Origin of the sequence: Streptomyces sp. NPDC048275, from assembly GCF_040652275.1 — a bacterium.
Lineage (GTDB): Bacteria > Actinomycetota > Actinomycetes > Streptomycetales > Streptomycetaceae > Streptomyces.
This window is the reverse complement of record NZ_JBEZLR010000031.1, coordinates 1-19,528: the sequence shown is the minus strand read 5'-3', so window position 1 is coordinate 19,528 and position 19,528 is coordinate 1. Positions and strand designations below refer to the sequence as shown.

General features: G+C 71.1%; 16 protein-coding genes. 10 read left to right on the top strand and 6 right to left on the bottom strand.

What is annotated here, in order from left to right:
• Position 1: 1 nt before the first annotated feature.
• Positions 2 to 1,165, bottom strand: coding sequence for a hypothetical protein (locus AB0D57_RS20030; protein WP_362074191.1), 1,164 nt, complete (start codon positions 1,163 to 1,165; stop codon positions 2 to 4).
• Complete coding sequence (locus AB0D57_RS20025) at positions 1,162 to 1,752, bottom strand: sigma-70 family RNA polymerase sigma factor (protein WP_362074188.1); 591 nt, start codon at positions 1,750 to 1,752, stop codon at positions 1,162 to 1,164. The genes AB0D57_RS20030 and AB0D57_RS20025 overlap by 4 nt, the downstream gene beginning before the upstream one ends.
• Before the next feature lie 182 nt (positions 1,753 to 1,934).
• On the opposite strand from AB0D57_RS20025, the gene AB0D57_RS20020 reads away from it, so the two are divergent.
• From AB0D57_RS20020 to AB0D57_RS20005, 4 genes are all read left to right on the top strand, one after another.
• Positions 1,935 to 2,924, top strand: a complete 990-nt coding sequence (locus AB0D57_RS20020; RefSeq protein ID WP_362074185.1) for a ricin-type beta-trefoil lectin domain protein — start codon at positions 1,935 to 1,937, stop codon at positions 2,922 to 2,924.
• Between the two features lie 395 nt (positions 2,925 to 3,319).
• Positions 3,320 to 3,787 carry a hypothetical protein gene (locus AB0D57_RS20015; RefSeq protein WP_362074182.1) on the top strand — a complete coding sequence of 156 codons (468 nt, stop codon included), beginning with the start codon at positions 3,320 to 3,322 and terminating at the stop codon, positions 3,785 to 3,787.
• 114 nt (positions 3,788 to 3,901) lie between these two features.
• Positions 3,902 to 5,620 (top strand): multicopper oxidase family protein, encoded by a 1,719-nt coding sequence (locus AB0D57_RS20010; protein WP_362074179.1) that lies wholly within the window; start codon positions 3,902 to 3,904, stop codon positions 5,618 to 5,620.
• 96 nt (positions 5,621 to 5,716) lie between these two features.
• Positions 5,717 to 6,298: a GNAT family N-acetyltransferase gene (locus AB0D57_RS20005; RefSeq protein WP_362074176.1), complete on the top strand. Its 582-nt coding sequence runs from the start codon at positions 5,717 to 5,719 to the stop codon at positions 6,296 to 6,298.
• 162 nt (positions 6,299 to 6,460) lie between these two features.
• Here the strand turns inward: AB0D57_RS20005 and AB0D57_RS20000 are convergent, their stop codons facing one another.
• A complete protein-coding gene (locus AB0D57_RS20000; protein ID WP_362074173.1) occupies positions 6,461 to 7,279 on the bottom strand; it encodes a serine/threonine protein kinase in 819 nt (272 codons plus the stop codon).
• 36 nt (positions 7,280 to 7,315) lie between these two features.
• A complete protein-coding gene (locus tag AB0D57_RS19995; protein WP_362074170.1) occupies positions 7,316 to 8,371 on the bottom strand; it encodes a LacI family DNA-binding transcriptional regulator in 1,056 nt (351 codons plus the stop codon).
• Positions 8,372 to 8,793: 422 nt separating this feature from the next.
• Between AB0D57_RS19995 and AB0D57_RS19990 the strand changes: the two genes are divergently transcribed.
• The 4 genes from AB0D57_RS19990 (at position 8,794) to AB0D57_RS19975 (ending at position 13,873) form a co-directional block, all read left to right on the top strand.
• A complete protein-coding gene (locus AB0D57_RS19990) occupies positions 8,794 to 10,149 on the top strand; it encodes an extracellular solute-binding protein (protein ID WP_362074167.1) in 1,356 nt (451 codons plus the stop codon).
• A 240-nt stretch (positions 10,150 to 10,389) separates the two neighbouring features.
• Complete coding sequence (locus AB0D57_RS19985; protein ID WP_362074326.1) at positions 10,390 to 11,406, top strand: sugar ABC transporter permease; 1,017 nt, start codon at positions 10,390 to 10,392, stop codon at positions 11,404 to 11,406.
• A gap of 23 nt (positions 11,407 to 11,429) precedes the next feature.
• Positions 11,430 to 12,335: a carbohydrate ABC transporter permease gene (locus AB0D57_RS19980; RefSeq protein ID WP_362074164.1), complete on the top strand. Its 906-nt coding sequence runs from the start codon at positions 11,430 to 11,432 to the stop codon at positions 12,333 to 12,335.
• 104 nt (positions 12,336 to 12,439) lie between these two features.
• Positions 12,440 to 13,873: a GH1 family beta-glucosidase gene (locus AB0D57_RS19975; RefSeq protein WP_362074161.1), complete on the top strand. Its 1,434-nt coding sequence runs from the start codon at positions 12,440 to 12,442 to the stop codon at positions 13,871 to 13,873.
• A 231-nt stretch (positions 13,874 to 14,104) separates the two neighbouring features.
• On the opposite strand, the gene AB0D57_RS19970 is transcribed toward AB0D57_RS19975, so the two are convergent.
• Together AB0D57_RS19970 and AB0D57_RS19965 are read right to left on the bottom strand one after the other, a co-directional pair.
• On the bottom strand, positions 14,105 to 14,782 hold the full coding sequence (locus AB0D57_RS19970; protein WP_362074158.1) for a response regulator transcription factor: 678 nt from the start codon (positions 14,780 to 14,782) through the stop codon (positions 14,105 to 14,107).
• Entirely contained in the window at positions 14,779 to 16,086 is a 1,308-nt protein-coding gene (locus AB0D57_RS19965) for a sensor histidine kinase (RefSeq protein WP_362074155.1), read from the bottom strand. The genes AB0D57_RS19970 and AB0D57_RS19965 overlap by 4 nt, the downstream gene beginning before the upstream one ends.
• Before the next feature lie 199 nt (positions 16,087 to 16,285).
• Between AB0D57_RS19965 and AB0D57_RS19960 the strand changes: the two genes are divergently transcribed.
• Together AB0D57_RS19960 and AB0D57_RS19955 are read left to right on the top strand one after the other, a co-directional pair.
• On the top strand, positions 16,286 to 16,975 hold the full coding sequence (locus AB0D57_RS19960) for an ABC transporter ATP-binding protein (protein ID WP_362074152.1): 690 nt from the start codon (positions 16,286 to 16,288) through the stop codon (positions 16,973 to 16,975).
• Positions 16,972 to 19,332, top strand: a complete 2,361-nt coding sequence (locus tag AB0D57_RS19955; RefSeq protein WP_362074149.1) for an FtsX-like permease family protein — start codon at positions 16,972 to 16,974, stop codon at positions 19,330 to 19,332. Before AB0D57_RS19960 ends, AB0D57_RS19955 begins: the two co-directional genes overlap by 4 nt.
• Positions 19,333 to 19,528 lie beyond the last annotated feature (196 nt).

Below are 19,528 nucleotides of genomic sequence, written 5' to 3'. Positions count from 1 at the left end.
GTCACGATGACGAGGGCCGTGCGGTGGATGCGGAGACGCCTGCCGGGCCTTGCGAGGCCGGCTCGGCGAGATCGCCGTCCCGCGGGGTGAGGGCATCGGGGCCGGCAGCGGTGGACGCGCCGGATGGGGTACGGGGGGCGGGCGCGGCTGCGGACACGGCCTCCGCGGTGCCTCCCAGGGGGCCGTTTTCGACGAGGTCGTCGTCGGACGACGGGACGCCGGCGGCGGGCGCCGTGGTCGTCGTGCCGCCGCCTCCCCCGTCCCCGGGGACCGGAGGCAGCGTGCTGACCAGTCGTGCGACGGCACGGCCCAGCGGCAGCGCGTCGACCGTCAGGGAGGCGGGTGCGCCGTACGGCCGCAGGTATCCCTCCCCGTCCGCTTCGAGGATGCGCGTGCTGCCGTGCGCGACACCCAGAGTGAGCAGGCGTGCGCCTGCCGGCAGCGCGCGCTCGGGGGGTTCCCCGCACACGGCGTAGTCGCCCGCGCCCAGCCGGTCGAGCACGTCGGCGGAACCGGTGTACCGGGGGTGCACCCCGGGGCCCACCCGGACCCTGCCCGCCGGAAGGCGGACGTCGGCCTGGGCCGCCAGGGCCTGGAGGACCGCGCGGGCCGTGCGCGGGGCCCCCGTGACGGACACCGCGGACGGGCCGGCCGTGAGGTCCAGCAGCACCGCGTCCTGGCCCGCGGTGCCGACGCAGACGAGCACGGGGGCCCGGCCGGCAGCCGCGGGGCCGGAGCCGAGGTCGGCGCGACTGATCCACCACAGGCGCGCTTCGACCGGGTCCCCCACCCAGGGGGCGGGCAGCGCACCGTCCGCCTGTCCGTGGGCGACGTACACGCCGACCACGTCACTGCCGAGCAAGGCGGCGTACGGCAGCGTTCCGGGCTGCTCGGCGGCCGCCCACCCAACGGCCCGCTCGGCATCGGCCCAGCCGGACGGATCCCGCAACAGGCGGCGCAGCAGCCGCAGTCCGCGCCGGTAGCGCAGTTCGGTGCGTACCGGCTTGGCAAAGCCACGGGCGGCCGCGGCCACTTCACGGACGACGCGTCGGCGCAGCGCACCCCAGCCGCCCTTGCGGCGGACGAGCCAGTGCGCCACCACGATGACCAGGAGGACGACGCCGATGAGTCCGATCAGCCGGGACCAGTCGGCGGCGGGGCTCACGCGGCGGCTCCGACGACTCCGTGCCGTTCCAGCTCCGCACGCAGTACCCGTACGCCGTGGTGGGTACGGGACTTGACCGTCCCCCGCGGCACGCCCATCTCGGCGGCGGCGTCCGCGCCGCTCTGGTCCAGCAGGTGCACCCGGACCACCGCCTCGCGGTGCGCGGGCGGGAGAGCGCTCAGGGCTGCCCCCAGAATCGAGCGGTCCTCGACGACCCCGGCGTGGTCGCGTACGTGCGCGATCGGTGTGCCCGCGAAGTCGGCGGGGGTGACACCGACGGGCACCATGCGGTCGCGGCGGCGGTGGTCGACGACGAGGTTGCGGGCGACGCGGAAGAGCCACATGCGGATCGGACGCTCGTGCACGTCCAGCAGCTCGGCGCGCGACAGGGCGCGTAGCAGGGTCTCCTGCAGCACGTCCTCGGCGGCATGGACGTCACGCCCCATGAGGCCGATGATGAAACGTCTCAGACTGTCCCGTTCGGCGACTATGAGATAGGCGACCGTGCGTTCATCGGGACAGCCGGTCGCATGGCTCGCGGAAGTTCCCGGCTCGCCCTCACGACTCTCGGGCTCGTTCACACACATGACGCACACATTAGAGTGTCGAGTGACATGCTGTGATGGCAGCCTTGACACGGTTGATGTTTTCAAGTCGTTTACGGTCAGACTTGCCGAGCTCTTCAACCATTGTTCACATCTTGGACAGTGGAGAGCGGACCCGGACCCTACACCGCCGGGCATACCCCCCCGAACCGACAGGAGACCATGTGCCTCCCCATCCCGAAATACGGGACCCTGATGTCCCCGACGGAGCGCCACCGCGCTTCGCCGACGCGTTCGCCCGACGTCCCGCCCTGCCCCGGCGGAAGCTGCTGCCGGACCGGCGGGCCTGGCGCGTACTCGCGACGGCGTCAGCCGTCGTAGGGTGCGCGGCACTCGTCGTGCCCTTGATGGCACAGATCGACCTGCTGCCCGACAAGGACGGCAAGAGTGACACCGTGGCGGTTGCCGCCCCCGACGCCTCCGCGACCGCCATGCCGCTGGCATCGCCCGGGACGATCCGCGCCGGCGGTGGTTCAGGCGGTTCCGGCAGCAACATTCCTCCTGCCACGGGGTCCAGGAGCCTGTTGACCGGCAGCGGCACGACGGGCGGTATCGGCACCGACGCGAGCGGCGGTGCGCCCCTCGGTGGCGTAGGCGGAAGTGGCAGCGGCAGCGGCAGCGGTGCGGACAATCCCAGCGGTGACCCGACCCGGTCCGGGACGCAGTCCGGTTCCGGGTCGGCCGACGCGCCCGCGCAGCCTACGGCCACGCCCGCGGCCCCGCTCGCGGCCACGCCCTCCGCCTCAACTCCGGTCGTCGCCCCGGGCGTGCGCATCCGCAGTTACGACAGCGGCCGTTGCATCGCGGTGAGCGGCGCCCAGAGCAGCACCGGCCGCGACGGCGCACGGCTGGAGATCCGGGACTGCGACAACGGGGCCTGGCAGAAGTGGGACATGCGCTCCGACGGTACGATGCGCGCGTTCGGCATGTGCATGGACCTGGCGGGGGCCTCGACCGGGAACGGCACGGCGATCCAGCTGGCCAGGTGCAACGGCGGCTGGGCCCAGAAGTTCGTGCTCAACAAAGCCCATGACCTGGTGAACTCGCAGGCGGACAAGTGCGTCGACGTCCTCGATAAGAAGACCGCGAACGGCACCAAGCTCCAGTTGTGGAGCTGCAACGGGACCAGCAACCAGAAGTGGTACACCTCCTGACCATTGCGCAGTGCGGGCGGCTCCCCGCCCCGTTACAGGGTCGGGGAGTCGACAGCACCCTGGCCGGCGCGTCCGTCAGCCCCCTCCGGTGAACACCCAGGGCCATCTCACACTTTTTGACACCGTATCAGTGTGACCGGATGCACCGTATGGTCTGTGTCGTCGAACCAGGCCGCGAACCCGCCCCGCACCGCGTCCATCACCGCCGGACCGACCGGCTCCCGCACCCGCCGCGTCATCGAGCGTCACCCCTGTGCAAAGGCCAGCCCTTCGTCGTACTCCCACCCTGACGGTCTCTCAGTGAAGCCGCGGCGTTACTCCGTACGAGTGGCACAACCCCTGGCACGGTCGTAGCGTCGAAAGCAGGGACCGGAGACAGGCGGCCGGGAGCGAAGATGCGCAGACAAAGGGTAAGGACAGCGGTCACGCTCTGTGCGGCCGCGACGCTCGTAGCGGCCATGGGAACGGCTTCCGCCGCCCCGGTGGCGTCGCCGTCGGCCGCGCACACCGTGCAGCAGCAGCTCGGACGGCCCGTGATCGTCGACTGCTTCTGGGACCCGCAAGTGCTCCCCGACGAGTTCATACTCGCCTGCGGTGACGGCAACAGCCTCCTCGTCTCGCTCGACTGGTCGCACTGGGGCCGGACCTCGGCGACGGCCGAGGGCCTCAACGTGGTGAACGACTGCGAGCCGTACTGCGCGGCGGGCAGGTTCCACGCCTACCCCGTCGTCGTGCGGCTCGACCATCCGGAGCCCTGGAAGAAGCAGCCACGGCTGGAGCACTACACCCGGATGAGCCTCATCTACACGGACGACAGGCCGGACGGGTACTCGCGCGTGGAGACGTATCAGCTGTGGAACTGACCTCGCCGATTCGTTAGACGCGCCGCCTCGGTTCTCGAGACGGACCGCCTCAGTTCTGGAGACGCGCCGCCTCAGTTCTCGCATATACCACCATAAACCGTGTGTTATTCGGTCATGCATATCCTTACGCGACGCACCTTGCTCGGTGCCTCGATCGTGGCCGCCGGCTCGGGAGTCCTGGCCGCCTGTTCCCGGTCCGGCTCCCCCTCCGAGCCCGTCTCCCACTCGGTGGCCGACTCGAACCCGGTGAACGGCCCGCGTCCGGGGTCCGGCGCGCACTCGGCAGCCGGCTCGCGCTCGGGGTCCGCGTCGGGCTCCGGAGGCTCCGCCGGCCATGGTTACGGCCACGGCGGCGGGGGCTTCGTCCCCAAGGGACCCAAGGGATACGTGAACCCGTCCGATCCCGAGGTCCTCGCCGTCGAGAAGGAACGCGGGCCCGGCCCTCTCCGCAGGTTCAGGTTCACCGCCACCGAGACGTCCCTCGACCTGGGCGGGCGGACCGTCAGGTCATGGGCGTACGGCGACACGCTGCCCGGCAAGGAGGTCCGGATCACCGCGGGCGACATCCTCGATCTCACGGTGGCCAACCACCTGCCCGTGGCGACGACGCTGCACACGCACGGTGTTCGCATGCGCTGCGACATGGACGGCGTACCGGACCTGACCCAGTACTCCATCAAGCCCGGCGCGGAGTTCGGCTACCGCTTCGCGGTGACGCACCCGGGCACGTACTGGTTCCATTCGCACTCGGGTCTGCAGGTCGACCGCGGCCTGTACGCACCGCTGATCGTGGAGGACCCCAACGAGCCCCTGTCCTACGACAAGGAGTGGGTCGTCGTCCTGGACGACTGGGTGGACGGCGTGAACGGCTCCACCCCGGACGGCGTGCTCGCGCAGTTGCTCGACGGCAAGGAATCGCCGATGAGCAGGGGGATGGAGGGGATGGAGCCGGGAGGGGAGCACGCCGATCCGTCCGTCGGCCCCTCCCGCGTCCTGCACCACTCCCACAGCCGCATGCTGCGCAGCGAGGGCGGCAGTGTCGCCTACCCGCACTACCTCGTCAACGGCCGCCTCCCGCACGCTCCTTCGGTGTTCCGGGCCCGCCCCGGGGACCGCATCCGGCTGCGGATCATCAACGCCGGGAGCGACACGGCGTTCCGGGTGGCGCTGGGCGGCCACGAGATGACCATCACGCACACGGACGGCTACCCGGTCGAGCACGCGAAGACGGACGCGCTGCTGATCGGCATGTCCGAGCGCTACGACGTGCTGGTCACCGTCAAGGACGGGGTGTTCCCGCTGGTCGCGCTGGCCGAGGGGAAGAAGGGCAGGGCGCTGGCGGTACTGCGCACCAGCCGTGGCACCGGCGGTCGCAGAACCGTTCCCTCGCCCTCCGCGCATCCACGGGAGCTGAACGGGATGGTCGTGCCGGCCAGACGTCTCGTGCCGCACGAGTCCGTGGCCCTCTGCGATCGCAAGCCGGACCGCGAGATCCGCATCCGGTTGACCGGCGGCATGCGGAAGTTCGACTGGGGCTTCGACCACCGGCCCTACTCCCTCGAACAGCGCCACCCGGTCCGTCAGGGTGAACGGGTCCGGCTGACCCTCATCAACGGCACGGACATGTTTCACCCCCTGCACCTGCACGGCCACACCTTCGCCATGACCGGCATCGACGCGGTCGGGCCTCGCAAGGACACGGCCCTGGTACTGCCGCACCGCAAACTGGTGGTCGACTTCAACGCCGACAACCCGGGCCTGTGGATGCTCCACTGCCACAACCAGTACCACTCGGAGTCCGGCATGATGACCGTCCTCGGCTACCGCAAGTGACGCCCGCCAGGGCCTCTCGGCGAGTGGGCGTCGCGCAGTCGGCCGAGCACCGGGAGGCCCTGTTGTCGCGGGTTCACGAACGCATACCGTGACGTCATGTCCGCCGACCGCCCCCGCGTCATCCACACCATGCGTCCCATCCGCACCACCCGCCTCGATCTCCTCCCCCTGCGCGTAGAGCACGCCGAGGAGATGGCCGAGGTGTTGTCGGACCCGGCGCTGCACACGTACATCGGTGGTGCGCCCGCCACGGCCGAGGCCCTGCGCGCCCGCTACGAACGCCTCGTCGCGGGCTCCCCCGACCCCGCCGTCAGCTGGTGCAACTGGGTCGTGCGGCTGCGCGAGGGCGGGTGTCTGGTGGGTACGGTCCAGGCGACGGTCACCGAAGAGACCGCGGAGATCGCCTGGGTGGTGGGCACTCCTTGGCAGGGGCGCGGATTCGCGACGGAGGCCGCCAGGGGGCTGGTCGACCGGCTCGGGCGGCAGCACCCCGCGCACACCGTCGTCGCCCACATCCACCCGGACCACCGGGCCTCCGCCGCCGTGGCCACCGCGGCCGGACTCACGCCGACCGGCCAGGAGCAGGACGGCGAGGTCAGGTGGCAGCGGTCGGCCGGCCAGGGCCTGTCGTTCGGATCAGGTCGCGGGGAATCGACGATGCCTTGTCGGCGCCGGTGAGCGGGGTCTGGTGCGTGCAGCTGCAAGGCGGAGGAGGGAGGCGACGCGATGGGGGTCCCCCCGCTCGAGCGAAGTCGAGAGTGGGGGAGTCGTTGACCGACGACAACGCCGCAGATGGGCGTGCCAAGCCCCGCGTCCGCGGCATGATCCGCCGGACAGGCCCTAGACCGCGGTAGCGCTCCGCCACGCGGCGGCGAAGTCGTGGACGTGTCCGAAGCGGTCCTCCGGGTCGGCGCGGGTGGCCCGGATGATGACCGCCTGCTGGGCCGGGGTGCCGCGCCAGGCCTGCTCCTCGTCACCGGCGTCCAGCAGCAGCCGGGCGGTGCGGCCCAGGGTGAACACGGTGGTCCGCGTGTCGATCACCGAGCCTTGTACGAACTCCTCGGGGGCCATGAACCGGCGGGAACCCGGCAGCCGCTCCTCCTCGACCACGAACGGACCCGGCCGGTACTCATCGAGGTCGACCAGGTGTACGACGTCGGCCGTGAAGTCGTACAGCAGTGCGCCGTCGTAGAAGTCGACCGCGACCTGGCCGGCCACCTCCACCGCGAGATGGGCGTCGAGGATCCGGTCGATGGCGTCGAGGACACGGGCGGTCGGCAGGGCGCGGAAGCGGGCCAGGGGGCTGTCGGGGGCGGTGCGGTCGCGCGGGCCGCCCACCGTGGCGGGGTACAGCACCTCGCCGTTCCGCCAGGGCATCACCACCGCCCAGCGGTCCTCCACGGCGATCCGGTGGACCTGCGGGACGATCGCCCGGTGCCGTACGGAGCGGTGGAAGGTCCAGCCGCGGTCGAGGGAGAGCCGCCCGCGGTCGGTGACCGCCTCCTTGACGAACCACCGTGCCCCGTCGAGCAGCCGCACCCCGTACGACACACACCCCGAGTCCTGCTCCCGGAACACCCGGAACACTTCGCCCACCCGGCCCAGGTAGGGCTCGACGGCGGGTACTTCATCGACTCCGAGCAAGGGATGGAGGACCATGGTCGCCAGCCTGCCCTACCGAGCTCCTCCCGTGCGTCAGGACGAGGCCCGCGCCACCAGTTCGGTGGGCAGCACGACCTGTCGTTTCTCCAGCCCGCGCGAGACCGCCGGGCGCCGGTCCGCGATCTCCTCCAACAGGAGGTCGATCATGGCGCGGCCCATCTCCACGATCGGCTGGCGGACGCTGGTCAGGGGCGGGTCCATGTGGCGGGCGATGGCGGAGTCGTCGTAACCGACGAGGGCCACGTCGTCGGGGATACGGCGGCCCTCCTCGCGCAGGACCTGGCGGGCGCCCGCCGCCATCACGTCCGAACCCGCGAAGACCGCGTCCAGGTCCGGGCAGCGGGCCAGCAGCTCGGTCATGGCGCGGCGGCCGCCCTCCTCCGTGAAGTCGCCGGGGACGATGAGGTCCTCGTCCACCTCGCGGCCCGCGGCGCGCAGGCCCTCGCGGTAGCCGTCGACGCGGCGCTGGGCGCCGAAGACGTCGAGGCGGCCCGCCAGATGGACGATGCGCCGACGCCCCTGTGCGATCAGGTGTTCGACGGCCATGCGACCGCCGCCGAAGTTGTCGGAGTCCACCGACGGAAGGCTCTCGTCCGGCGAGCGCCGACCACTGATCACCGCCGGGATCTCGAGCTGGGAGAGGAGGTCGGGCAGCGGGTCGTCCGCGTGGACCGAGACCAGGAGTACGCCGTCCACGCGGTGCGCGGCCAGGTACTGGGCGAGGCGCTGCCGCTCCCGGTCGCTGCCCGCGAAGATCAGCAGCAGCTGCATCTCGGTCTCGGAGAGCTCGGCGCCCACGCCCCGCAGCATGTCGGAGAAGTACGGTTCCGCGAAGAAGCGGGTCTCCGGCTCGGGGACGACCAGGGCGATCGCGTCCGTGCGGTTGGCGGCGAGGGCGCGCGCCGCCGTGTTGGGGACGTAGCCCAGCTCCGCGACCGCCGCCTCGACGGCGGCGCGGGTCGCGTCGCTGACCCGCGGCGAACCGTTGATCACCCGGGACACCGTGCCGCGGCCCACCCCGGCACGCGCGGCGACCTCCTCGAGGGTGGGCCGCCCACCGCTCCGGCCCCGCGTTCCGTGGCCTGCCATTGGCTCCGCCCTTCCGCCGTCATCACCCTGGCCTGGAATCTAACAGTCCCCCGTTGGGGGCTGCGGCCGCCCGCGGGGGCCGCCACCCCACACCTCCGCTCCAGCCCGAACGGCCTCACGCTCAGGCTCCGGACGGGCCGAAGGCGCCTGGGCGGCTCCAAGAACGCGCCTGGGCGGCTCCAAGAAGTGGAAGCCTCCGAGTTAGTTAACAGGCCGATAACTCAAGACATCTCTCCGCGTCTGCTCCCTTGACACCCCCGCGCCGAGCGACGAACCTTCAACACATCACCTGTGGGAGCGCTCCCACGGTACCTGACACATACACATCCCGCACGTTCCCCGCCCGAGCCGCAGCGTGAACCAACGGGCCCAACAATGCAGTTGGCCGGGGGGTCGGCACGTCAGGGCAACAGGAGGACGCAATGCGAGCACGTACCCTCCCCCACTCTCGACTTCGCTCGAGCGGGGGGACCCCCATCGCCCGCCGGGCGGTGGTCATCGCGGCCGTCGCGTCGCTGGGCGCCGGCCTGCTGGCCGGCTGTGCCGACGACGGCAAGGACGAGGACTCGAACTCGTCGTCAGGCGGTGGCGGCGGCAAGACCAAGATCACGCTCGGCCTCTTCGGCACCGCCGGCTTCGAGGAGTCCGGCCTGTACAAGGAGTACGAGAAGCTCCACCCGGACATCGACATCCAGCAGACCGTCGTGGAGCGCAACGAGAACTACTACCCGGCGCTCATCAACCACCTCACCACCAGCAGCGGCCTCCAGGACATCCAGATGGTCGAAGTCGGCAACATCGCCGAGATCGTCGAGACCCAGGCGTCCAAACTGCTCGACCTGTCGAAGTACGGCAAGGAGAGCGACTACCTCGACTGGAAGTGGAAGCAGGCCACCACCAAGGACGGGCAGACGATCGCGGTCGGCACCGACATCGGTCCGATGGCCATCTGCTACCGCACGGACCTGTTCAAGGCGGCCGGTCTGCCCACCGACCGCGAAGAGGTCGGCAAGCTGTGGGCGGGCAGCTGGGACAAGTTCGTGGACGTCGGCAAGCAGTTCCAGAAGAAGGCGCCCAAGGGCACCACCTTCCTGGACTCCCCCGGCGGTCTGCTCCAGGCGATCCTCAGCGGTGAGACCGAGCGGTTCTACGACTCCGCCGGCGAGGTCATCTACAAGACGAACCCGGCCGTGAAGTCCGCGTTCGACCTCACCGCGCAGGCCGCCGAGGACGGACTGATCGGCAACCAGACGCAGTTCCAGCCCGCCTGGGACACGACGATCGCCAACAGCAAGTTCGCCGCGATGTCCTGCCCGCCGTGGATGCTCGGCTACATCAAGGGCAAGTCGAAGCCCGACGCCGCCGGCAAGTGGGAGATCGCTCAGGCGCCCAAGTCCGGTAACTGGGGCGGCTCCTTCCTGACCGTGCCCAACTCCGGCAAGAACACCGAGGAGGCCGCGAAGCTGGCCGCCTGGCTGACCGCGCCCGAGCAGCAGGCCAAGCTGTTCGCCGTGCAGGGCAGCTTCCCGAGCACCCCGGCGGCGTACGACTCGGCCGCGGTGAAGGACGCGAAGAACGACATGACCGGTACGGCGCCGATCGGCCCGATCTTCGCCGAGGCCGCCGAGAACATCCCGGTCCAGACGATCGGCCCGAAGGACCAGATCATCCAGCAGGGACTGACCGACAACGGCGTCGTCTTGGTGACCCAGGGCAAGTCTCCTGAGGAGGCTTGGGCCAACGCCACCAAGACGATCGACAACAACTTGGAGAATTGAACCCTCCCCCAGCCGGAGCAAAGGGATTCCTGGCTCACCCTGCTCGGCCGCTCAACGAGCGATCGAGTCCTACGCGATCAACACCAGCCGGGTTGGAACCAGCCCGGTACAACGACTCCAAGGATCCAGTCTCATGCTTGGTTCTCGCAACGCATCAAGCACCGTTCACCCGATCATGTGGACGGCACCCGGTCTCCGGTCTGAAGGCCGCCGCCCCCTCGGAGACATGAGGTGACCGGAATTTCACCCCGGCACGACACCGCCGCGCCCCCCGCCAAGGAGGGGGGCGCGGCCCCGGTCGGCCCGCCCGCCGACCCCGTACCCGCGGCGGGCGACGCGCGACGCCGGGCCCGGCTTTCCCGCCGATGGCAGCGGGACATGCGCTGGAGCCCGTACGTCTTCGTCTCCCCGTTCTTCCTGCTCTTCCTCGCCTTCGGCCTCTTCCCGCTGATCTACACCGGCTGGGCCTCGCTGCACGCGGTGGAGCTGACGGCGCCCACCGACATGGAGTGGGTGGGCCTGCGCAACTACACCCGGATCTTCGACGACGACTTCTTCTGGAACGCGGCGAAGAACACCCTGACCATCGGCATCATCTCCACCGTCCCGCAGCTGCTGATGGCGATGGGGCTCGCCCACATCCTCAACTACAAGCTGCGCGGCTCGACTTTCTACCGGGTCGCGATGCTCGCGCCGTACGCCACGTCGATCGCCGCGGCCTCGCTCGTGTTCGTGCTGCTCTTCGGCCGCGACTACGGCATGATCAACTGGGTTCTGAACGCCGTCGGGTTCGACCACATCGACTGGCAGAACGACAAGTGGCCCTCGCAGATCGCCGTTTCGACGATCATCATCTGGCGCTGGACCGGCTACAACGCGCTGATCTACCTGGCGGCCATGCAGGCCATCCCGCAGGACCTGTACGAGTCGGCGGCCCTCGACGGCGCCTCGCGCTGGAAGCAGTTCCTCCACGTCACCCTGCCGTCGCTGCGTCCGACGATCCTGTTCACCGTCGTCGTCTCGACGATCGGCGCCAGCCAGGTGTTCGGCGAGCCGCTCCTCTTCGACGCCAACAAGGGTGCGTCCGGCGGCGCCCAGCACCAGTTCCAGACGCTCGGCCTCTATCTGTACGAGCAGGGCTGGGTGAACCAGCACCTGGGCCGGGCCTCCGCCATCGCCTGGACCATGTTCTTGATCCTCATCGTGATCGGGATCGTCAACTACGTCATCTCGCGCCGGCTGCGCGCCAGTAGCTGAGCCAGCAGATAGGAGAACCGGCCGTGACGACGACCCTGACGCCCCCGTCCGACCCCGTGAAGGAACCGCTCAAGCGCGTCCGGCGCCCCAAGTCGGCCCGTGCGGGCGGGCAGTTGCACGGCGGACCGATCGCCTACACCGTGCTCGTCCTGTTCACCATCGGCTCGCTCTTCCCGCTGGTGTGGACGGCGATCGCCGCCTCGCGCGACAACAACCGGCTGGCGCAGACTCCGCCGCCGTTCTGGTTCGGCTCGGGTCTGTTCGACAAGCTCGAACTCGCCTGGAAGGACGCCAACCTGGGCGAGGCGATGCTCAACACCACGATCGTGTCCGGGATTTCGGCGGTCACCGTCGTCGTCCTGTCCACGATCGCCGGGTTCGCCTTCGCCAAGCTGCGCTTCAAGGGCCGTAACGCCATGATGCTGATCATCATCGGCACCATGATGATTCCGCCCCAACTCAGCGTGATCCCGCTGTACATGATGGTCGCCAAGCTCGACTGGACCGACCAACTGCAGGCAGTGATCTTTCCGTCCCTTGTGAGCGCCTTCGGTGTCTTCTTCATGCGGCAGTACCTGATCCAGGCGCTGCCGAACGAGCTGATCGAGGCGGCCCGGGTGGACGGCGCGAGCAGCTGGCGGGTGATCTGGCACGTGGTGTTCCCGGCGGCGCGCCCCGCGATGGCCGTGCTCGGCATGCTCATCTTCGTGCAGACCTGGAACGACTTCCTGTGGCCGTTCCTCGTTCTCACCCAGACCGGCAATCCGACCGTGCAGGTCGCGGTCGCGGGTCTCGGCCGCGGCTTCACCCCCGACCAGTCCCTGATCATGGCGGGCGCACTGCTCGGCACGCTGCCGCTGCTGCTGGTCTTCGCGATCTTCGGCAAACAGATCGTGGGCGGCATCATGCAGGGCGCCGTCAAGGGCTGACGCCCGTGTGGGGCCGAGTCACCGCCGCCTCGGCCCCTTCTCTCTTCCCCCATCCCCCTTCCTTCTTTTCGTCGGCCTCCACGACCCCCTATGGGAGCGCTTCCATGCCTGAGTCCGCATCGCCCGTGACCTTCCCTCCCGCCTTCCTCTGGGGCGCGGCCACCTCCGCGTACCAGATAGAGGGGGCGGTACGGGAGGACGGCCGTACGCCCTCGATCTGGGACACCTTCAGTCATACGCCCGGAAAGACGGCCGGCGGCGAAACCGGTGACGTGGCCGTCGACCACTACCACCGCTACCGCGACGACGTAGCGCTGATGGCGGAGCTGGGCCTGACCGCGTACCGCTTCTCGATCTCCTGGTCCCGGGTGCAGCCCACGGGCCGGGGCCCGGCGGTGCAGCGGGGCCTGGACTTCTACCGCCGCCTGGTCGATGAACTGCTGGCCCACGACATCAAACCGGCCGTCACGCTCTACCACTGGGACCTCCCGCAGGAGCTGGAGGACACGGGCGGCTGGCCGGAGCGCGACACGGCGCTGCGTTTCGCCGAGTACGCGCAGATCGTGGGCGAGGCGCTGGGCGACCGCGTCGAGCAGTGGATCACGCTCAACGAGCCCTGGTGCAGCGCGTTCCTGGGCTACGGCTCCGGAGTCCACGCCCCCGGCCGCACGGACGCGGAGGCCTCACTCAAGGCCGCCCATCACCTGAACCTGGCTCACGGCCTGGGCACTTCGGCGTTGCGGGCCGCGATGCCGGCCCGCAACACGGTCGCCGTCAGCCTCAACTCCTCCGTGGTCAGGCCGCTTTCACAGGCTCCCGCCGATCTGGCGGCGGCCCGGCGCATCGACGACCTCGCCAACGGCGTCTTCCACGGCCCGATGCTGCACGGCGCGTACCCGGAGAGCCTGATCGCGGCGACGTCGTCGGTCACGGACTGGTCGTACGTCCTGGACGGCGACCTGGCGGCGATCAACCAGCCGCTCGACGCGCTCGGCCTCAACTACTACACCCCCACGCTGGTGTCGGCCGCGGAGTCCACGCCGGACACCCCGCGCGCGGACGGCCACGGCGCAAGCTCCTACTCCCCCTGGCCGAGCGCGGACGACATCGCCTTCCACCAGACTCCCGGCGAGCGCACCGAGATGGGCTGGACGATCGACCCGACGGGCCTGCACGACCTGATCATGCGCTACACGAGGGAGGCGCCGGGTCTGCCGTTGTACGTGACCGAGAACGGAGCGGCGTACGACGACAAGCCGGACCCGGAGGGCCGCGTCCACGACCCGGAGCGCATCGCCTACCTCCACGGCCATCTGCGCGCGGTCCGCCGCGCGATCGCGGACGGCGCGGACGTCCGCGGCTACTACCTCTGGTCCCTCATGGACAACTTCGAGTGGGGCTACGGCTACGGCAAACGCTTCGGCGCGGTGTACGTCGACTACGCGACCCTGTCCCGCACACCGAAGTCGAGCGCCCACTGGTACAGCCAGGCGGCGCGCACGGGCACACTGCCGCCGCTGTCACCCGCGGTCGAGTAAGCCACCGCCCAGGGGGAGCGGGGGACGGGGCGCGGCACCTGAGGGGGGTGCCGCGCCCCGACGCGTCATGCTTCGCACGGCCCGAGCTCGAACCAGGTCGCCTTTCCTGGCCCCGGGCCGTGCGTGCACACGCCCCACGCGTCGGCCGTACGCCACCACCACACCCCACGCCCTCGCACACCTCTTCCGCACCCTCAAGTTTGGTCTCCGCAGCGGAAGTTGAGGGGGGGGTCAGCCGGGCGGGGCGGAGCCCGGCGTGATCAGTCCCGTCTCGTACGCGGTGATCACTGCCTGGGCGCGGTCGCGGAGCTGGAGTTTGGACAGGATGCGGGCCACGTGGGTCTTCACCGTGGCCTCGCTGAGATGGAAGCGGCGGGCCAGCTCCGCGTTGGTGTGGCCGCGGGCCAGGGCGGCGAGTACTTCCAGCTCTCTCGGGGTGAGCGCGGACAGGTCGCGGTGCAGGGAAGCCGTACGGGCGTCGGTCGTGGCGAAGCGCTCCACCAGGCGGCGGGTGATCGCGGGGGCGAGCAGCGCGTCGCCGGAGCGGACCAGGCGGACGGCGGCGGCAAGGTGCTCGGGGGTCACGTCCTTGAGGAGGAAGCCGCTGGCGCCGGCGGTCAGCGCGGCGTAGACGTACTGGTCGAGGTCGTACGTGGTGAGGATGATGACGCGGGGCGGGTCCTGGCTGCCGTCGAGGATGCGGCGGGTCGCCTCCAGGCCGTCGGTGCCCGGCATCCGGACGTCCATCAGGACGACGTCCGGGAGTGTGCGCCGTACCACCGCGACCGCCTGCTCGCCGTCGGAGGCCTCCCCGACCACCTCGATGCCGTCCGCCGCGAGGATCATCCGGAAGCCGGTGCGGACCAGGGCCTGGTCGTCGACGATCACCACACGCGGCGCCTCGGTCACAGGTCCTCCACTGGGATCACGGCACCGACCCGGTAACCCCCGCGCGGGCGTGTGCCGTTGTGCAGCGTACCGCCGTACACCGCGAGCCGTTCTCGCAGGCCGATGAGGCCGCGGCCGTTGCCCTCGGCGGACGTCGGCACGCCGCCGGAGTCCTGTACGTCCACCCGCAGCTCGCCGGGCGCGTACTCGACGGCGACGGTCACGCTCGCCCCCGCCGCGTGCTTCACGGCGTTCGTGAGTGCTTCCTGTACGACGCGGTAGGCGGCCAGGTCCACTCCGGCGGGGAGTTCGCGCGGGGTGCCGGTGACGGTGAGCTCGATCGGCACGCCCGTGCCACGCACCCGGGACACCAGTTCGCCCAGCCGGTCCAGGCCCGGCTGCGGCGCCAGGTCCACGTTCCCCGGTGAGCCGTCGGAGGCCATGGTGAGCAGGCCCATCACCTGCCGCAGCTCCGACATCGCGGTCCGCCCGGCCGCCTCCACCGCGAGCATCGCCTCGCGGGCCTGGTCCGGGGACGCGTCCAGCACCTTGCGGGCCGCGCCGGCCTGGATCGTCATCATGCTCACGTTGTGGGTGACCACGTCGTGCAACTCGCGGGCGATGCGCTGCCGTTCCTCGTCCACGGCACGCCGGGTGGCGGCCTCCTGCTGCGCCTGCATGGCCCGTACCCGCTGGCGCCAGGCGTGGAGGCCATTGGCGGCCAGCGCGATCGGCACCAGCACCAGCAGCGGGATGAGACTGCGGTCGACTTCCGGGACCAGCCCGTCGGCGGCGAGCAGGACGGCGCCGGCCGCCAGGTTCGCCCCCGCGGCCTTGCGGTGCGGGCTGTACATCGCCGCGCTGTACGCCGCGATCAGCACCGAGGCGAACGTGACCGCCGTGGCGTCCCTGTTGACCTCGCTCAGATGGAAGAGCGCATTCGCCCCGAGCACCGCCCAGAACGCCGCCAGCGGATACCGCCTGCGCCACGCCAGCGGCAGCGCGGTCAGCACCGCCAGCACCATCGCCCACCAGGTGAGGGGGCCCAGGGTGTGCTCGATGGCCGGGACGATGACGCGGGCTCCGAGCCGAGGGACGGGCGGCACCGGCGGCACCGGCGGGTCCAGCGGGTCCGGCGGGTCCGGCGGGTCCGGTACGGGCATCTTGATGCCGTCCCCGTCCTGGGACACATCGTCCACGTACGCCCGGTCCAGGTCGGCGCTGACCGTGCCGACGGCCAGCACCAGGGCGAGTACCGCGTCCGCGGCCCAGGCCCAGCGGGACAGCCGCGGCGGCACACCGGCGAGGGGCAGCGCACGTTTCACCGGGCCAGTGTGCCAAGCCCTCCGGGACCTGGGGATCCGTCGTACGGCGCAGGCGCGTACCTCTCCGGCGTACATCGCGGGGATGACGCGGCCCCGGCTCCGCCCACCACGGTACGGACCTTCCCCACCGCGGCCGACGTGCCCGCCCGGCGCCCGCGCCTAGCTTCGGGGCCCGATGACGCCGAGCCGTGGAGGAACCATGACCGAGCCCCTGATCGACCTGCGCGAGGTGCGCAAGGCGTACGACGAGGGCCCACCGGCGCTCGCCGGGCTGACGCTGAGGGTGCGGGCCGGGGAGGCGCTCGCCGTACTGGGTCCGTCCGGCAGCGGCAAGTCGACCCTGCTCAACCTGATCGCCGGTCTCGACCGGCCGAGCGAGGGCAGCGTCACCGTCGACGGGCTGCGGATCGACGAGTTGAGCGAGAGCGCCTCGGCCCGCTACCGGCGCTCCCGGATCGGGATGGTGTTCCAGTTCTTCAACCTCCTCGACGATCTGACGGTCGCCGACAACGTGCTGCTGCCGGCCCAGCTCTCCGGCATGCACCGGGCGAAGGCGGCCGCCCGAGCCGCCGAACTGCTGGCCTACCTCGGCATCGACCGGCACGCCCGCGCCTACCCCGGCCGGCTCTCCGGCGGCGAACGGCAACGCGTCGCCGTCGCCCGCGCACTGATGAACCGTCCGCCGCTGTTGCTCGCCGACGAGCCGACGGGGGCGCTGGACACGGCCTCCGGAGCGGAGGTACGGGAACTGCTGCGCGAGCTCAACGCGGACGGGCAGACGATCGTGCTGGTCACGCACGATCTGGCGCTGGCCCGGTCCTGTGCGACGCGCACCATCGAGCTGGTCGACGGACGGATCGCGAGCGATGTGCCGGCGGTGGCGTTGTGAGCGGGCGGGGCCTGGAAGGCGGTCGGCTGGGCGCGCTCGGGAAGGTGGTGCGCGCCGGGGTCGGCAGGCGGCGGGTGCAAACGGCGGTCATCGTGCTGACGACGCTGCTGTCGGTGGCGGCGTCCGTGCTCGCGGTCGGGCTGCTGGTCGCGTCGCACGCACCGTTCGACAAGGCCTTCGCACGGCAGCACGGGGCGCATCTGACGGCGGAGTTCAAGGGGGTCCTGGCGTCGCAGCTCACGAAGACCGCGTCCGTGAAGGGAGTCGAGACGGCCTCGGGCCCCTTCGCCGTGACCTCCGCCCGGCTGCACGCGACCGAGGGCGAACCGCCCGGCGTCGCGCCCACGCCGCTCACCGTGGCCGGGCGGGCGTCGGCCGACGCCGCCGTGGACGACGTCAGCCTCGTCAAGGGCCGCTGGGTGAGGGCGCCGGGCGAAATCGTCGTGGAGGCGGGTTCCGTCAACCCGGCCATGCAGGCGGGCACCACGGTGAGCGCCGGGGACGTGGAGCTCACCGTGGTCGGGATCGCCGAGTCGGTGGGGGAGAGCGCCGACGCGTGGGTCGTACCGGCGCAGTTGACGGCGCTGGACGCGAAGCCCTCGTACCAGATGCTCTACCGCCTCACCGACGCGGACAGCCGCGCCGATGTCGCCGCCGGCCTCAAGGCGGTCACCGCCGCCGTGCCGGATCGCACGCTCATCGGTTCCCAGTCCTATCTCGACGTCAAGCAGGCCGCCGACGCGGTCACGGGCGCGTACATCCCCTTCGTCACCGCCTTCGCGCTGCTGGGGCTCGCCATGTCGGTGCTGGTGATCGGCATCGTGGTGAGCGGTGCGGTGAGCGCCGCGACCCGGCGCATCGGGATCCTGAAGTCCCTCGGGCTCACCCCGTTCCAGGTGGGTCGGGCCTATGTGGCGCAGGCGCTGATCCCGGCGGTGGTGGGTGCGGTACTGGGCGTGTTCCTGGGCGAACTGCTCGCCGTGCCGCTGATGGCGGACGTGGCCACGTCCTACGGGACGGGCAAGCTGCCGATCCCGCTGTGGGTGAACCTCGTGGTGCCCCTCGCCGTCCTCGCGGTCGTCGCCGTGACCGCGCTGGCCCCCGCGCTGCGGGCGGCCCGGCTGCGTACCGCGTCGGTGCTAGGCGTCGGCCGCGCGGCGACCGCCGCCCGGGGGCGTGGCGTACGGCATCTGCTGGGCCGGCTGCCGCTGCCCCGTGCGGTGAGCCTGGGGCTGGCGGGCCCGTTCGCGCGGCCCGCCCGTTCGGCGACGACGGCCGGGGCGGTGGCGTTCGGGGCGCTGGCGGTGACGTTCGCGATGGGCCTCGGAAGCACGCTGCTCGCGATCCAGAGCAACGGCGAACCGGACCGGGCGGCGGGAGCGGTGACGGTACGGACGATGGTGCGCGTGGAATTCGGTTCCGGGGCCGCCGGGCCGGCCGATGCGGCGGCGGTCGAGGCGGTCATCGAGTCCCGCCCGGAGACGGCCTCGTCCTACCGCACCGCCCGTGCCGAGGTACGCGTGCCGGGCCTCAAGGGTGCGGTGCCGGTGCGGGCGTACGACGGGGACTTCGCGCACAGCCGCCGCACCATGATGGAGGGCCGCTGGTTCGCCGCGCGCGGAGAGGCGGTGGCGGCCTCGCGCTTCCTCCAGGTGACGGGCAAGCGGATCGGCGACACGGTGACTCTGTCCGAGCAGGGCCGCACGGTTCGGCTGAAGATCGTGGGAGAGGTCTTCGACCTGAGCGAGGAGGGGCTGACCCTCCGCACTTCCACCTCGTCACTGGAAGCACTCCACATCGGCTACCTGCCCAGCGAGTTCAGCGTGACGCTCGACTCGGGAGCGGACACGAGGAGCTACGTCGAGGCGCTCAACGCGGACCTGAAGGCGCTCGGCGCGGAGGCGTTCCGCACCGGGGCGGGCGAGTCGAGTGTCATCCTGGCCATGCAGGCACTGATCGCGACGCTCACCCTCATGCTGGTGGCGGTGGCCTGCCTGGGCGTCCTCAACACGGTGGTGCTCGACACCCGCGACCGCGTCCGTGACCTGGGCATCCTCAAGGCCCTCGGCATGTCACCACGCCAGACGGTCGCCCAGGTCCTCACTTCCGTGGCGGCCATCGGCCTGGTGGCCGGCGTGATCGGCGTCCCGCTGGGCGTGATCCTGCACGGGTATGTCATGCCCGCGATGGGAAACGCGGTCGGCACCCGGATCCCGGCGAGCCTCATCGACGTGTACGACGTCCTCACCCTGACCCTGCTGGCCCTGGCCGGCGTGGTGATCGCCGTGGCCGGTGCGCTGCTGCCGGCGGGGTGGGCCGCGCGGACCCGGGTGGCGCGGGCGCTGCGGGCGGAGTGAGGGCCTGGCGCCTCGGGGAGCGGCCGGCTGAACGGCGACAAGGCGCGCCCTACCGGCAGTGTCGAGCGGCTGGTCCGAACGTTCTCCCGTCGTGGTGCGCTGACGTCGGCGTGGCGCTGACGAGCCAGTCCGCAGTCGGGCAGCTCGGTCATGGCTCGACCGTAGCGACCGGGGGAGACCGGGGCCACGAGATCAC